At 64.8% G+C, this 14,384-nt stretch carries 13 protein-coding genes; 3 read left to right on the top strand and 10 right to left on the bottom strand.

What is annotated here, in order from left to right; all coding sequences use genetic code 11:
• Positions 1-198: 198 nt before the first annotated feature.
• Positions 199-1,827, top strand: coding sequence for a hypothetical protein (locus V0U35_RS00775; protein WP_330194736.1), 1,629 nt, complete (start codon positions 199-201; stop codon positions 1,825-1,827).
• Positions 1,828-1,836: 9 nt separating this feature from the next.
• Here the strand turns inward: V0U35_RS00775 and V0U35_RS00770 are convergent, their stop codons facing one another.
• The 4 genes from V0U35_RS00770 to V0U35_RS00755 all read right to left on the bottom strand — a co-directional run bounded on the left by V0U35_RS00770 (position 1,837) and on the right by V0U35_RS00755 (position 4,926).
• Entirely contained in the window at positions 1,837-2,133 is a 297-nt protein-coding gene (locus V0U35_RS00770) for an HPr family phosphocarrier protein (protein ID WP_330194735.1), read from the bottom strand.
• Positions 2,133-2,537, bottom strand: coding sequence for a PTS sugar transporter subunit IIA (locus tag V0U35_RS00765; protein ID WP_330194734.1), 405 nt, complete (start codon positions 2,535-2,537; stop codon positions 2,133-2,135). The genes V0U35_RS00770 and V0U35_RS00765 overlap by 1 nt, the downstream gene beginning before the upstream one ends.
• A gap of 78 nt (positions 2,538-2,615) precedes the next feature.
• Positions 2,616-4,253, bottom strand: coding sequence for a sensor histidine kinase (locus V0U35_RS00760; protein ID WP_330194733.1), 1,638 nt, complete (start codon positions 4,251-4,253; stop codon positions 2,616-2,618).
• On the bottom strand, positions 4,222-4,926 hold the full coding sequence (locus V0U35_RS00755; protein ID WP_330194732.1) for a response regulator transcription factor: 705 nt from the start codon (positions 4,924-4,926) through the stop codon (positions 4,222-4,224). The genes V0U35_RS00760 and V0U35_RS00755 overlap by 32 nt, the downstream gene beginning before the upstream one ends.
• 142 nt (positions 4,927-5,068) lie before the next feature.
• Here V0U35_RS00755 and V0U35_RS00750 point away from each other — a divergent pair, with 142 nt between their 5' ends.
• Positions 5,069-6,769, top strand: coding sequence for a hypothetical protein (locus tag V0U35_RS00750; RefSeq protein WP_330194731.1), 1,701 nt, complete (start codon positions 5,069-5,071; stop codon positions 6,767-6,769).
• A 222-nt stretch (positions 6,770-6,991) separates the two neighbouring features.
• On the opposite strand, the gene polA is transcribed toward V0U35_RS00750, so the two are convergent.
• The 6 genes from polA to V0U35_RS00720 all read right to left on the bottom strand — a co-directional run bounded on the left by polA (position 6,992) and on the right by V0U35_RS00720 (position 13,304).
• Positions 6,992-9,781 (bottom strand): DNA polymerase I, encoded by a 2,790-nt coding sequence (gene polA, locus V0U35_RS00745; protein ID WP_330194730.1) that lies wholly within the window; start codon positions 9,779-9,781, stop codon positions 6,992-6,994.
• A 538-nt stretch (positions 9,782-10,319) separates the two neighbouring features.
• Complete coding sequence (locus tag V0U35_RS00740) at positions 10,320-11,783, bottom strand: SLC13 family permease (protein WP_330194729.1); 1,464 nt, start codon at positions 11,781-11,783, stop codon at positions 10,320-10,322.
• Between the two features lie 18 nt (positions 11,784-11,801).
• Positions 11,802-12,002, bottom strand: a complete 201-nt coding sequence (locus V0U35_RS00735; RefSeq protein WP_330194728.1) for a zinc-finger domain-containing protein — start codon at positions 12,000-12,002, stop codon at positions 11,802-11,804.
• An 80-nt stretch (positions 12,003-12,082) separates the two neighbouring features.
• Positions 12,083-12,367, bottom strand: a complete 285-nt coding sequence (locus V0U35_RS00730; protein WP_330194727.1) for a hypothetical protein — start codon at positions 12,365-12,367, stop codon at positions 12,083-12,085.
• Positions 12,357-12,944 carry a helix-turn-helix domain-containing protein gene (locus V0U35_RS00725; RefSeq protein ID WP_330194726.1) on the bottom strand — a complete coding sequence of 196 codons (588 nt, stop codon included), beginning with the start codon at positions 12,942-12,944 and terminating at the stop codon, positions 12,357-12,359. Before V0U35_RS00725 ends, V0U35_RS00730 begins: the two co-directional genes overlap by 11 nt.
• Before the next feature lie 12 nt (positions 12,945-12,956).
• Complete coding sequence (locus V0U35_RS00720) at positions 12,957-13,304, bottom strand: hypothetical protein (RefSeq protein WP_330194725.1); 348 nt, start codon at positions 13,302-13,304, stop codon at positions 12,957-12,959.
• Between the two features lie 110 nt (positions 13,305-13,414).
• On the opposite strand from V0U35_RS00720, the gene V0U35_RS00715 reads away from it, so the two are divergent.
• On the top strand, positions 13,415-14,359 hold the full coding sequence (locus tag V0U35_RS00715; protein WP_330194724.1) for an ABC transporter ATP-binding protein: 945 nt from the start codon (positions 13,415-13,417) through the stop codon (positions 14,357-14,359).
• The last annotated feature ends 25 nt before the right edge of the window (positions 14,360-14,384 follow it).

The following is a 14,384-nucleotide window of genomic DNA, read 5'->3' as shown; positions in this document are numbered from 1 at the left end:
GGCGCATAACACCTTCCCCCGCGGCGGGCAATCTGTCGGGGCGTCCCGGACCGTCCGGCGCTTGAAGAATTCATTAACGGGAATGACTCTTCAGGCCCCGTTCTTGTATGGTGGATGCGGGAGAGGCTGGCCGCCTGTGCCATAAAAAGACGCGCGGGCCGGACAGCGAGGATCAGAGTACAGGGGTGTCAGCCGGTTATGTCGAGTTTGCCCAGCGCGCATGCGAGTCAGCGTTTCGGACGCCGTCAGATCGAATTCTTTGCCGTTTCGGGCCAGGTGTCCGGCACGGAAAACCGGATGCGCGGCAATGAGCGGCGCATTCAGGATCTGGACGGGGCGAACCACTCGGTTCGCCTGGCTGATCGCGATGGCGCGCTGGACGAGGGTGACAGCGTTGCCCTTCTGCGGCTGCAGGCCGGACCGGAACGCGGCTCGCGCCCGGTCTCGGCCATCAACTATACCCAGAATACATGGGTCGAGATCGGCCGGGGGGCATCGGCCAGCCTGGCACGGACGGGCGTCTCGCGTGGCGGTGTGTGGTGGTTTGCCATGTTCGCCTTCATGCTCACCGCGCTGGCCATTGTCTGGAGTGATTTGCGGACTTTCCTGGTCGAGGTGAATGCCGAAATTTTTAGTGTCCTGCCGGACTTTCACCTGTTTGCATGGCTGGAGTCCACGCTTCCGTCCCTTCGCGGATATGATTTGGCGGCCCAGATACCGGGCCTGACCGATCTCATCGCGTCGTCCGGCGTCGTCGCGGCCGACCAGGCCAATTGGGTTGTGGCGGGAACCCTTCTCGTCGTCCTGGGGCTTGTCGCCTATGGCGCGCGGACCTGGCGTGTTGTCTGGGTGCCGGTCTTCATCGCCGCTGCGCTCGCAGCCGGTCTGATGCTGGGCGGAGAAGCCGTCGCCGGTACGGCCCTCGCCATTCTCGGTATCGCCGCGCTCGTCTTCGTGCTGGCCGGATTCGTGAACCGTATTCGTGACGCGGCCCGCCTGCGTGGCCGGATTGCCCGGCTCAGCGAGCATCTGCTGCGTCACCCGCCTGTGGAAAGTGTCACCACGCCGCCGCCGCCCCGGACCGAACCGGTCATGGCCAGCCCCGCTGCCGCGTCCGTTCCCGATGCGGCGACCGCTGCGGGCATGGCCGCTGTCGCTGCTGCAGTGGCGGACACGGAAAACCCTGTTGATCCTGCAGACGCAACCGAAACGGCCGAGCCGGCGGATGCTGACGACGCCGACGCAGCTCCTGCGCCTCGGGCTGATGCCGATGCGGATACCGACGACGACCTGCCGTCTGATGCCGAGCTGGAAGCGGCGCGGGCCAGCCTGACCGAAGACGATCAGCCTGACACGGCCCCGCTGTCGAACCGGTCCGCGCCCGAAGCCACATCGCTGGACGTCGAGGAAACGCGCGACCGCGACATGATCATGCCGCCGCCGCCGCCCATGGCCGGACCATCGGCGACCGCCCAGTCGGGCCAATCCGACGATGATGTCACGGCTGAAGCTGGCGATGCGGACCCGGTTGTGGCCGAAGACGCACCGGCGGCGACAACGCTGCGCGCAAGCGATGCGAATTCCGAGAACGCCGCGGAGTCCATCGCCCTGCCGGACTCAACCGAGCCGGAGGCTGACGAACCCGAAGCCGTCCCGGCAGCAGAAACCAGCCAGACGCCGGCACCGCTGGCCGACGCGGCAGAGGCTGAAGATGCCGGCGACGCGCCGGACCTGCCCGATCTCGATGGGGATGACCCGATGATGGCGCAGACCGAAGCGTCCCCGGACGAGGGTGACGAGGCCGGGGACGATCCCGAACGCCGCTAGAGGGTCGCCCTAGGGCGCGATATCGGCGAGGTCTTCGTGAAAGCCGGCCTCGACGAGCTGACGCAGCGCGTTGGCCGCTTCCCGGGCGTCCGGACCTTCGGCGCGGATGTCCAGATGGGTTCCCGGGCCGGCGGCGAGCATCAGCAAATCCATGATGGACCCGGCGTCGATGTCGGCGCTGTCGCAATCGCGGCGGACCGTGACGTTGGCCTCGAAACTGTTCACAAGCGCGACGAATTTCGCCGCTGCCCGTGCATGCAGTCCCTTGGAATTGCAGATCCGGACGCGTTCCTGGACTGTGTCCATCAGGCCGCGCCGTCGAGCACGTCCGACGCAACGGCGACATAGCGGCGTCCGGCCTCGGCGGCCATCTGCGCGAGATCGTCCAGTGGTGTCTGGCCGCGCGCTTCGGCGAGCTTGATCATCATTGGCAGATTGACCCCGGCGACGACTTCGACCTGGCCCTTGTCGATGAGGGAGATGGCGAGATTGGACGGGGTGCCGCCAAACATGTCGGTCAGGATTATGACGCCATTCCCGCCATCGACGGTTTCAACCGCGTCCCGGATATCATCGCGGCGCTGTTCGACATCGTCATCCGGTCCGATGCAGATGGCTGCGCACTGGTCGAGCGGGCCAACCACATGCTCGGCAGCGGCGACGAATTCCTCGGCCAGACGGCCATGGGTCACGATGATGATGCCGATCATGTCCAAGCTCCCTGCCGCGCATCTAAGCGCGGGGGGCGGCGCGCGAAAAGCCCTTTTCGCAATTGCACACTGCTATCCCTAGGGAATCGGCCCTGCCGCGGGCAGCCTGACCACGAAGCGGGCCCCTTGCGTCTTGCCGTCCGGTCCGGTCCGGTTCTCGGCGTGGATCCGGCCGCCATGGGCCGTGATGATCTGGCGGGCAATGGCGAGGCCGAGACCGGAATGGGTCCCGAAAGCCGCGCCTTTCGGGCGCTCCGTGTAGAAACGTTCAAACACGGTTTCCAGATTGTCCGGCGGCAGGCCCGGCCCGTCATCCTCGACCGCCGCGATCAGCACCGGCTGGCCATCGGCATGGTCGCGCTGCAACGACAGCTGCACTGTGGCTCCGTCTCGGTCTGGCGAGAAGGTGATGGCATTGTCGATGAGGTTACGGAAGACCTGCCCGATAGCCCCGGCGCGCCCGTCAATGGCGGTTTCGCGCGCCTTGGTCTCGAAGCGGATATCAGGCCCGTCGGTCCGTGCGGCGCGATAGCCTTCAACAATGTCGCCGAGCAATTCGGACAACTCGATCCGCTCGACAGTTTCGCGGGCGAGCTCGGCGTCCAGTCGCGAGGCCTTGGAAATGTCCGTGATCAGCCGGTCGAGCCGGTTCACGTCCGAGGCGATCACGGCCAGCAACTTGTTGCGACGTTCCTCGTCTTTCGCCTTGGGCAGGACTTCGGCCGCCGAGCGGATCGAGGTCAGCGGGTTTTTCAGCTCATGGGCGACATCGGCAGCAAAGCGCTCGATCGTGTCCATGCGATCATAAATCGCCTCGGTCATCGCCGAGAGGGCCCGGCCCAGCTCACCGATCTCGTCGCGCCGGCCGCGCAGGGCCGGCATCCGGACGCGCTTGCCGCTGGCCCTGCGCGCGGCATGGGCCGCTTCGGCCAGCCGGCGGATCGGTCGGGCGATGAAGATCGTCAGCAATAGCGACGACAGGATCGACACCAGGATCGCCATGAAAATGAACGGGAAGAGCGCGCGGCGTTCCGACTGGATCAGCGCGTCAAGATCGAAGGATTCCAGCATCACCGCCCCGACAACGGCGCGCACCGGCTGGATCGGGATCGTCACCGAGACAAAGCGCGCGCCATTGTCCTGCCGCCGCACGCCGGTCGAGGTGATGCCCAGCATCGCGTCCTCGACATCCTGGTGCGGCTTGCGCTCCAGCGCGACGCGTTCCTCATAGGTCCGGAACAGGCCGGTAAACCCGTCGAGTGCCCGGCTCATCAGGCTGCGGGCGCTGCGCGCGAAGCCCGGCCCGCCTTCACCCGGCGGCGGCAGGTCGCGTACGTCAAAGCGGCTGGCGAGCAGGTGGCTGTCGGCGACGACTTCGCCATCGCGACCGAAAATGCGCACCCGCACGTCTTCCGGGACGTAGAGCTGACGCAGGATCGCCCTCGCATCTTCGTCGATCAGTTCCGGGGACGGGTCGCTGATCGCCGCGCTTTCGGCCAGGATATTGGCAATCAGCTGGCCTTCGGCACGCAGCGAGTCGAGCTTGGCTTCAACCAGGCCCCGGCGCGATTCCGAGACCGCCAGCATGCCGATAATCAGGACGAGCAGGGCCAGCCCGTTCGCCGCCAGGATGATCTGCGCAAGCCGCGAGAACGCGAAAACGCGAAAGCGGGGCCAGGCCGGGTCAGGCTTCCTTGTAGCGATAGCCGACACCATAGAGCGTTTCGATGGAATCGAAGGTCCGGTCCACTTCGCGGAATTTCTTGCGGATCCGCTTGATATGGCTGTCGATCGTCCGGTCGTCGACATAGACCTGATCGTCATAGGCCGCGTCCATCAGATTGTCCCGGCTTTTCACGTAGCCGGGCCGCTGGGCGAGCGATTGCAGGATCAGGAATTCGGTGACGGTCAGGCGCACCGGCTCGCCGTCCCAGGCGCAGGAATGCCGGTTCGGATCGAGCAGGAGACGTCCGCGCATGATTGGCTTGCGGTCACCAGGTTCGGGCTGTGCGCCCTCGCCGGGCACGGCCTGGGCGCGGCGCAGAACCGCCTTCACCCGCTCACCCAGCAGGCGCTGGGAGAAGGGTTTGGTGATATAGTCGTCCGCACCGAGATTGAGCCCGAGGGCCTCGTCGAACTCGTCATCCTTCGAGGTCAGGAAGATCACCGGCAGATTGGATGACTGGCGCAGGCGGCGCAGCAATTCCAGCCCGTCCATGCGCGGCATCTTGATATCGAAAATCCCGAGGTCAGGCGGATCGTCGGCCAGCGCCGACAGCGCCGACGCCCCGTCATTGTAGGTGCGCACGTTGTAGCCTTCGCCTTCGAGGAAAATGGACACCGACGTGATGATGTTTTCGTCGTCGTCCACGAGCGCGATGGTTGTCATGGGCACCCCTTTTTCTGATCTGGCGATTCCCGTCCGGACGAAAGTGTAGCCAAGCCCGGGCCGCGCGACAAAGCCTTATGGTTCACCGTGTCTTAAACAACTCCGGCGAGTGTGGCGACCGGTATCAAGACCGGAGCAGGTCATGGCGGGCGGCAAGATTCATTTCGAGGTCTTCGTGAAGAAGCACCGCAAGGCGGGCTGGACACTCGCCGATGCGCGTGATGATCGCGAGGAAGCCATTGCGCTGGCAAAGAAACTGCTCGACGGCTTGCCGAAAGGATCGGTCCGCGTTTCCAAGGAGCGTTTTGACGAGGACGCGCGTGTCTTCCGCTCCGCGACGATCTTCGAGGAGGGTGCGGAGAAATTCGCGCTCGACGAAGACAAGACTGGCGACGGCTCGCTGCCCTGCCTGACACCGGATGATCTCTCCAACCCGTCCGCCCGGGACACGATCCACCGTGTTCTCGATGGCTGGCTGGAACGCCAGCAGGTCACGCCGATGGAATTGCTGCACCGGCCCGACCTGGTCGAGATGCTCGAGACCGGCGGCACCGAGATGCAGCACGCCGTCCAGAAAGTCGCGGTCGCCAGCGCGAAGGAGGGTGATTCCTCCGTCCACGCCTACGTCAAGCAGCTCAACGAACTGGTCGGAAAGGCGCTGACCCGCGTCTATCAGGACGGCCGGGCCGGCAAGCTGCCGAAATTCCCGGCTTCGAAATCCTTCCGCGCGGTCGTCGAGGACATCTATTCAAAACCCAGCGCCTACCGTCTCCGGGCCGCGATTGCAGACCGGCTGGGCGAGGCACGGTCCTATCGCGACAAGGTCCAGCTTCTGCTCGACTTCTCCGATGATTTGCCAACCGATCCGGCAACGGCCGAGGCGGCGATCAGCGAAGTGGATGCCTTCCTCGCCGAAATGCTCGGCTTTGACAGTGGCCTGTCCGGTCTCGTCGGTCAGACGGCCGATCTCGGCGAGGAAATCCAGCGGCTCGCCGACATCTTCACCGGCAAGCCTGATGCAGATTCCCTCGTGACCGCCCCCAAGGCTGCGTGGCGTCTGGCCAACAGATTGCCCAAGGGCGATCTGGAGTGGACGAAATCCGCCATCGCCCAGCGCATCCTCGCCCAGCTGCGCAAGCCGCGTCGGATGAAGCCCGACGATGTCGCCGCCGAGGTCAAGCTGGCACGCGCGCTCGCCCAGCAACTGATCATGGCGCAAGGCCCCGACCTGCCCGCCCAGTCCCTCCAGGATGCCTTCTCGCAGCGCTCCTCGCGCCTCCTGACGCCGGAAACCATTGGCGACTATCTGGTCGAAAGCGCGGACGCGGGGGTCGAGATCGACCGCCTTCTGGCGCTCGAGGAGAACATCGTCGGTGCCCAGAACAAGCGCAAACTGGCGGGCTATATCCGCGCCGCGCTCGGGGCGCACAAGACCGAGACCTATTTCCTGCGCGGGCCCGGCGGTCCCGCCGAACGGCTCGCCGGACTGGTCGCGCGCCAGAAACGCGTCGAGGCGGGACATTTCCCGCCCGAGGACGAAGCCGAGCTGATGGCCGCGTTCGACGCGATGGGCGTGCGCATCCTCGAAGAAACCCGCCTGCTCGAACGCGTCGCCGATGGTGACAGACCTGCGCTCGACCGCGCGGCTGCACTGCTGAAGCTGGCGACCACCGGCATTCTGCCCAAGGGCGACTGCACGACCTTCGCCCAGACCAAGGCGCTGCGCCTGTTACGCTCTGACACGGGTCTGAAGGAGGCCCAGGCCGACACCGACCGCGCCAAACTGTCGGAAATCGAAACCCTGCTTAAAACCCTCGCCCCGAAGGACGAAGCGGCGGCTTGATTCAAGAATTTCTGCCCCGGATTCATTCCGGGGCCTGCGGGTGGGGCAGGTAAGGGCTCATTCAAGACGTGCGTCATTCCCCGACTCGTTCGGGGAATCCCGATGCAGAGATGCCCCGCATGAAGCGGGGCATGACGCAGGTTTGCGAAACAGGGACTGCCAGTGCCTTCCTCATGCTGAAGTGCTGACCGCAGGTCAGCCTCGAAGCACGCAAGGAAATCCCTAGTGCGCCTCGCCCCAGTGGGTCCCGGCTCCGGCTTCGACATCGAGCGGGACGCTGATCTCCAGCGCCGGGCGGGCCGCGCCGCTCATCACCTTTTTGGCGAGCGCGATCAATTCATCGGCCTGGCTTTCCTTGACCTCGAAGACCAGCTCGTCATGGACCTGTAGCAGCATGCGCGCTTCCAGACCCGCCGCTGAAATCTCGCCGGGCAGGCGGATCATGGCGCGCCGGATCACGTCGGCAGCCGAGCCCTGGATCGGCGCATTGATCGCCTGACGCTCGACGAACTGGCGCATGTTCGGGTTCTTGTCGCGGATGCCGGGCATGTGCATGCGGCGGCCGAAAATTGTCTCGACATAGCCCTTGTCGCGCACTTCCTCGCGCTTGGCGTCCATATAGGCCTTCACGCCGGGGAATTTCTCGAAATAGCGCTCGATGAAATCCTTGGCCTTATCGCGCTCGATCCCGAGATTGTTGGCGAGGCCGAAAGCCGATATCCCGTAGATGATGCCGAAATTGATCGCCTTGGCCTGGCGGCGCACCATCGGGTCCATGCCCTCGACCGGCACGCCGAACATTTCCGAGGCCGTCATGGCGTGAATGTCCTCGCCGCGCTTGAAGGCGTCTTTGAGCGCGCCGACATCGGCGATATGGGCGAGCAGGCGCAATTCGATCTGCGAATAGTCCGCCGAGACCAGCACATTGCCCGGTTCGGCGATGAAGGCCTCGCGGATTTTCCGCCCCTCCTCGGTCCGGATCGGGATATTCATCAGATTGGGGTCGGTCGAGGCCAAGCGTCCGGTCGAGGTCGCGGCGAGCGAGAACGAGGTATGCACCCGCCCCGTCGCCGGATTGATCGCGGCTTTCAAGGCATCGGCATAGGTCGATTTCAGCTTGGCGAAAGTGCGGTAGCCGATGATCGCCTGGGGCAGTCCGTGGCCTTCTGCGGCGAGGTTTTCCAGCGTCTGCGCGTCGGTCGACCAGGCTCCGCCCTTGGTCTTCTTCCCGCCGGGCAGGCCCATCTCGTCGAACAGAATTTCCCCCAGCTGTTTCGGGCTGGCGAGGTTGAAGGGTTTGCCGGCGATGCTGTGCGCCTCATCCTCATGCTCGGCCATTTTCTGCGCGAAGTCGGACGACAGCCGCGCCAGCTGGGCCGGATCGACCTTGATCCCGGCGCGCTCCATGTCGGCGAGCACTGAGGCGAGCGGGCGCTCCAGCGTCTCGTAAATCGTGCGCTTGGCCTTCGCCGTCACCGAAGGCGAAAGAATCTCCCACAGGCGCAGCGTCACATCGGCATCTTCCGCCGCGTACTCGGTCGCCTTGTCGAGGGCGATCTGACCGAAATGTTTCTGCTTCTTTCCGGTCCCGCACACCTCCTTGAAGGGGATGCACTGGTGGCCGAGATGCATCTCGGCGAGCTCGTCCATGCCGTGACCGTGCAGCCCGCCGTCGATGACATAGGAGAGCAGCATCGTGTCGTCGTAGGGCGCGACCGCGATGCCTTCGCGCGCCAGCACCGAGAGGTCGTACTTGATGTTCTGGCCGACTTTCAGGACGGCGGGACTTTCGAAGAGCGGTTTGAGCGCGGCAATCGCCTCGGTCTTGGCGATCTGATCGGGGCGTTTGGACTCACCCAGAAGGTCGCCGTCATCCTCGCCCACGTGATCGAGCGGGATGTAACAGGCCTTGCCCGGCGCGGTGGCGAGCGAAATCCCGACCAGGCCCGCCGCCGTCGACGACAGCGCATCGGTCTCGGTATCCACCGCAATAACACCGGCCTTGAACCCCGCCTCGATCCAGTCATTCAGCGCCGCCATCGTGGTGACGCATTCATACTTGTCGCGCTCGATGGGCGCAGTTGCGTCCCCGCTCTCGTCCGCCGCAGGCCCGCCGAGCGCTTCCTCGACCCGGCGTGTCAGCGTGCGGAATTCCATGGATTTCAGAAAAGCGACGAGCTCGTCGGATTCCGGATCAATCGTCCCGAATGCCTCCAGCGCTTCCGGCACGGATTCCATGTCGGTCTTCAGCGTCACCAGCGTTTTCGAAATCCGTGCCTGGTCGGCGAACTCGATCAGGTTTTCGCGGCGCTTGGTCTGCTTGATCTCCTCGGCGCGTGACAGCAGCGTTTCGAGGTCGCCATATTCGTCGATCAGCTGCGAGGCCGTCTTCGGGCCGATGCCCGGCACGCCCGGCACATTGTCCGAGGAATCGCCAATAAGGGCCTGCACCTCGATCACCTTCTCCGGGCCGACGCCGAATTTCTCGCGCACGCCCTCGGTGCCGATCCGCTTGTTCTTCATCGTGTCGAACAGCGTGACCTGCCCGTCCTCGACGAGCTGCATCAAATCCTTGTCGGACGAGACAATCGTCACCTTCGCGCCCTTGGCGCGCGCCTGTTTGGTATAGGTCGCGATCAAGTCGTCGGCCTCGAACCCCTCCATCTCGATGCAGGGCGTGCCGAAGGCGCGCGTCGCGTCGCGGATCAGGGGAAATTGCGGCACCAGGTCTTCGGGCGCAGGCGGGCGGTGGGCCTTGTATTCGGGGTAGATCTCGTTGCGGAAGGACTTGCCCGAATAGTCGAAAATGACCGCGAGATGGCTCGGCTGGTCCTCGCCTTTCAGATCCTCCAGCAGCTTCCACAGCATGTTGCAGAAGCCCTGCACCGCGCCGACCGGCGTGCCGTCGGACCGCGTCAGCGGTGGAAGCGCGTGATAGGCGCGGAAGATATAGCCCGACCCGTCGATCAGATAGACGTGGGAGTCCTTGTCGATGGGGCGTGTCACGGCCATGGCGCGTCCTTCCTTGGTAGCCGCGCCAAGCTAGGCGGGGTCGTGATTGAGGGAAAGGGGCGGGGGTGTGGATAGGCCGTTTTCCGCGTCATGCCCCGCTTCATGCGGGGCATCTCACCGCTCCCGAGATTCCCCGGACAAGCCGGGGAATGACGCTTTCTCCCTCATCCTGAGGTGCTGCGTAGCAGCCTTAAAAGGATGGGAAGACGGGCTGTGCGTGCTTCGAGGCTTTCCTGACGGAAAGCACCTCAGCATGAGGAGGGCATCGGTCCCGGCCACCGTGCCGGGACCGACAGCGGCCGCAGAACTGGAAGCAACACGGCCGCCCTCATCAGGCGGACCGGTTTGCGGTCCCTCTTGGACCAACCGGTAGGCCCCGGAACCGCCGCCGAGCGGCGTCCGGGGCGGAATACCCAACGCGTCATGCCCCGCTTTATGCGGGGCATCCCACGACTCACGAGATTCCCCGGACACGCCGGGGAATGACGCGCGATTAAGCTGACGCTCCCCGGTCTGGCGCAGCCGGGACCCAGAATCCCTAAAACACCACCGGGCCCAACAGCGCCGCGAACACCGTGAGGATCACCGCGCCCGCCAAATTCAGCCGGAAACCCGCCTTCATCATCTGGCGCTGGGTGACCTCACCCGAGGCGTAGACGATGGCATTGGGTGCGGTCGCGACCGGCAGCATGAAGGCAAAGCTCGCGGCAATCGCGATCGGGACGATGAGCTGCTGCGGCGGTACGCCCGACCCGGCCGCGATGGCGGCGAGGACCGGCAGGAAGGCGGTCGTGGTCGCGACGTTCGAGGTCAGCTCGGTCAGGAAGACAATGACGAGGATCAGCGCCAGCAGGAGGAGCGGGAAAGGCAGGCCGTTGAGGAAACTCATCTGCCCCCCGAGCCACGCGGCGAGCCCGGTCGCCGACAGCGCCGCAGCGAGCGACAGCCCGCCACCGAAGAGGATGACCACATTCCAGGGCAGGCGCGATGTCGCCTCCCAGTCCATCAGCATCCGGCCCTTGCCCTCGTTCCCGCCCGCCGGGATGAGGAAAGCCGCGACCGCCCCCAGAAAGGCGATCTGCGTGTTGGAGACGGAAAGCGTCATCGGCAGGCCCACCGCCTCGCTGATCCAGGCGAGCAGCGGATTCCACAGATAGGCTTGTCCCATCCAGAGAATGGCGACGCAGGAGAAGAGAATGGCGACGCGCGCTTCCGGCGCACTGACGCGTCCCAGCGCGGCGAGTTCGGTCTTCACCGTGGCTTGCGCAGCACGGCTCTCCACGTCGGTGCGCAGCTTGAAGGCGAAGCGCGTCAGGATGAACCAGGCCGCCGGGATGAAGACGAGCACGACCGGCAGGGCGAAGGCCGACCAGGTCAGCGGGTCCATCACATAGTCGAATTCGCGATTGAGAAATCCGATGGCGATGAGATTGGTCGGCGTGCCAACAAAGACCGCCGTCCCGCCAATGGACGCCGCATAGGCGACGCCGAGCGCCAGCGCCGCGGCGAAAGCCGGGCTGGCCTTGCCTTCCTTCGCGACGCTTTCGGCGACTTTCAGCGCGATGGGGATCATCATGATCGTCGTCGCGGTGTTGGAGATCCACATCGAGAGCAGGGCCGAGGCGGCCATGAAGCCTGCGACCAGCAACGCCGGGCGGCCGCCGAAGGCATTGACGACATTCAGCGCAATGCGGGCGTGAAGATTCCAGCGCTCCACCGCCAGCGCGATGATGAAACCGCCGAGCAGCAGAAGCACGATGGGGCTGGCATAGGGGCTGGCCGTCTCCCCGATGGTCGCGATACCGAAGAAGGGGAAGAGCGCCAGCGGGACCAACGCGGTCGCGGCGATGGGCAAGGCCTCGGTCGCCCACCAGCACGCCATCATCACGCCGATGGAAGCCAGGAGCCAGGCTTCACGGGAGAGATCGTCCGGGACCGGGATGAACTGGATCAGCGCGGCGAGCGCGAGCCCGGCGAAAAGGCCAATGCGTTTGCCGGTCATCTCCCCCAAGCGACCGGCCTAGGTGCGCTTGGCGTTGGGGTCGGCAGGGCTGCCGATGAGGATGAAGCGGCGGTCGCAATAGCCGCACTCCACCATACCGTCCACGCCGGTCTCGAGCCAGACTTTCGGATGACCGAGCGCGCCTCCGCCACCGTCACAGGACACGCGGTGGTCGGTGGTCATGATGATTTCCGGCTCGGGCGCGGTGGTTACGGCCATGGATGATGTCCCCAAAAGCAGGCTGCGCCAGCGGGCGCAATTGGTGTTGCGGGCAGTGTTATGGCCCCGGCCCGGCAGCGTCAATCGACCGGCGCGCCTTGCGCGAGATAGTTGACCAGAAACAGGACCTGACCGAGTGCGAACGCGCCGAGCCCCAGGCTGAACGACCAGCGCTCGAAGGACGTCAATCTCAGAATACGTTGGCTGAAGAGCCGGCTCGCCTTGGCCATGGGATCACCCGAGGTCTTGCTGGCGGCCTTGGTGCGGGCCTCCCCCGCGCGCAGAGGCAACAAGACCAGCGTCGGGACTGCCATGGCCAGACTGCCAACAGCACTCAGCAGGAAGCCGGCGAGTTCAAGAGTCATGACGGGGCTGCAGGTGCCCGATCCCCGTCTGGGGGTCGAAAATGATCTCGGTCGGGTCAGACCGGATATCGGTCACGTCCTTGATGATATCGCTGCGTTTCTGACCCTTGCGGGCCTTGGCGGTACCGAGTCCGTACAACACGACCCGTTGCCGCCGGGTGCGGCCCCGCGTCAGGGGCTTGGACAGTTGGACTTCCACGACCTGGCGGTCAGCGACACTCCCTTCGATGACAGGGGCGGCGTGCGTGCCCTGAGCGACCTGCATCATCGCCAGCGGCCAGGCGTGTCCGCAGGCGAGGGCGATCTTTTTCAAAGTGGCATAGCTGGGGCCTTCCGCGCCGCGCGCGCTTTCAATTGCGCTGACCCGGGCCTGGGTGACGCCGAGTCGTACTGCGAGGTCCTTTTGCGTCAGTTCGCCTTCGGGCGCGGTTTTGCGCCAGGCGCGAACGAGATCACCCGCCTCAAGCGCGGCAAGCTTGTTGTCGAAGGCTGTTTCAGCCTTGCTCCCGGGTTTGAAGTGGGTACGGGGATTGCGCTGGTAGGTACCGGCATTCCTGGAGGGCTTGGCGGGGCTCATGGGAACTGCTTTCTAGATGCCGGCCAGGGCGCGGCGTCTGGCGATCTCGGCGAGGATTGCCAGGAAATCAGGTTCATCCTTGACGATACCGGTGAAAACGACATGGACCGTGCGCGGGGATGTCGCCTTGCACACGCAGAAAATTGCACGCGGCGAGGCATTGATCTTATACAGGTCGGGCTGACGCCAGATTCGTCCCAGGACGCGGCGCCCCGCCAGCGGGACGTGTGCGATCCGCGACATGGCCGAGGCGAGACGCAGGGCGCTGGGCGTTTCGTCCTTGAGCAAGGCATCCAGTTCGGCACCGGAATCGAAAAGGTCACCAGCTTTGGCATCCGTGTTGCGAATGTATTCGATCAAAAGTCATGCCCCAATATAATGAATATATTGTATTTCGCAACGCGCAGCCCCGTCCTGTTTGCATTTAAAGGTTGATTGTCATGAGCGCAACAAGGCCCGGACCCGGCACCATGCCCGAATTTGCCATCGAGGCGCACGACCTGCGCAAGACCTATGCGGGCTCGAAGAAAAGCCCGCCGAAAGAGGCGCTGAAAGGCGTTGATCTGAAGATACGTCGCGGCTCGATCTTTGGCCTCTTGGGGCCGAATGGCGCGGGCAAGTCGACCTTCATCAACATCTTCGCCGGTCTCGTGACCAAGACGTCGGGCACCGGCGCGGTCTGGGGCCGCGACATTGACCGTGACCCGATCGGCGCGCGCGCGGCGATCGGCGTGGTGCCGCAGGAAATCAACATGGACGTCTTCTTCACGCCCTTCGAGGCGCTGGAGATGATGGCCGGCTTCTACGGCGTGCCCAAGGCCGAACGCCGCACCGACGCGATCCTCGAAGCCGTGGGTCTTTCCGAGAAGCGCAACGCCTATGTCCGCCAGCTCTCGGGCGGGATGAAGCGCCGCCTGCTCGTTGCCAAGGCGCTGGTGCACAACCCGCCCGTCCTGGTACTCGATGAACCCACCGCCGGCGTCGATATCGAACTGCGCCGCCAGCTCTGGGACTATGTCCGCGAACTCCATGCCCAGGGCGTCACCATCGTCCTGACGACGCACTATCTCGAAGAGGCCCAGGAGCTGTGCGACGAGATCGCCATCGTCAATCACGGCGAAGTGGTCGCCTGCGAGCCCAAGGAACAGCTCCTCAAACGTCTCGACACCAAGACTCTGGTCATTGAACCGGCCAGCCCGCTCGACGCCGTGCCCGAAACGCTCTCGCGCTACAAGGCCGAGATCCGCGCCGATGGCGCGCTGGCGATAGCCTACAAATCCGGCAGTGATTCCGTCGCTGAAATGATCGAGCGCTACAATGCGTCCGGCGCGCGGATCGGCGATTTGCGGACCGAGGAACCCGACCTCGAAGACGTCTTCATGGCCCTGACCTACGGGCGCGACAACGCCGCCTGACGCGCGAATTCTTCCCCTGGCAGGC

Source organism: Hyphobacterium marinum (assembly GCF_036330325.1).
Taxonomy (GTDB): Bacteria; Pseudomonadota; Alphaproteobacteria; order Caulobacterales; family Maricaulaceae; genus Hyphobacterium; species Hyphobacterium marinum.
Note: the sequence above shows the minus strand (reverse complement) of the source record. Positions and strands in the feature narration are given on the sequence as shown.

What these genes read in the sequence shown, in the direction of transcription:
- V0U35_RS00730 (WP_330194727.1), bottom strand. Translation starts at nt 12,367, where the DNA reads ATGACTCTTGAACTCGCCGGCTTCCTGCTGAGTGCTGTTGGCAGTCTG.
- V0U35_RS00735 (WP_330194728.1), bottom strand. Translation starts at nt 12,002, where the DNA reads ATGGCCGTAACCACCGCGCCCGAGCCGGAAATCATCATGACCACCGAC.
- polA (WP_330194730.1), bottom strand. Translation starts at nt 9,781, where the DNA reads ATGGCCGTGACACGCCCCATCGACAAGGACTCCCACGTCTATCTGATC.
- V0U35_RS00725 (WP_330194726.1), bottom strand. Translation starts at nt 12,944, where the DNA reads ATGAGCCCCGCCAAGCCCTCCAGGAATGCCGGTACCTACCAGCGCAAT.
- V0U35_RS00760 (WP_330194733.1), bottom strand. Translation starts at nt 4,253, where the DNA reads ATGGTGTCGGCTATCGCTACAAGGAAGCCTGACCCGGCCTGGCCCCGC.
- V0U35_RS00765 (WP_330194734.1), bottom strand. Translation starts at nt 2,537, where the DNA reads ATGATCGGCATCATCATCGTGACCCATGGCCGTCTGGCCGAGGAATTC.
- V0U35_RS00755 (WP_330194732.1), bottom strand. Translation starts at nt 4,926, where the DNA reads ATGACAACCATCGCGCTCGTGGACGACGACGAAAACATCATCACGTCG.
- V0U35_RS00715 (WP_330194724.1), top strand. Translation starts at nt 13,415, where the DNA reads ATGCCCGAATTTGCCATCGAGGCGCACGACCTGCGCAAGACCTATGCG.
- V0U35_RS00775 (WP_330194736.1), top strand. Translation starts at nt 199, where the DNA reads ATGTCGAGTTTGCCCAGCGCGCATGCGAGTCAGCGTTTCGGACGCCGT.
- V0U35_RS00750 (WP_330194731.1), top strand. Translation starts at nt 5,069, where the DNA reads ATGGCGGGCGGCAAGATTCATTTCGAGGTCTTCGTGAAGAAGCACCGC.
- V0U35_RS00740 (WP_330194729.1), bottom strand. Translation starts at nt 11,783, where the DNA reads ATGACCGGCAAACGCATTGGCCTTTTCGCCGGGCTCGCGCTCGCCGCG.
- V0U35_RS00770 (WP_330194735.1), bottom strand. Translation starts at nt 2,133, where the DNA reads ATGGACACAGTCCAGGAACGCGTCCGGATCTGCAATTCCAAGGGACTG.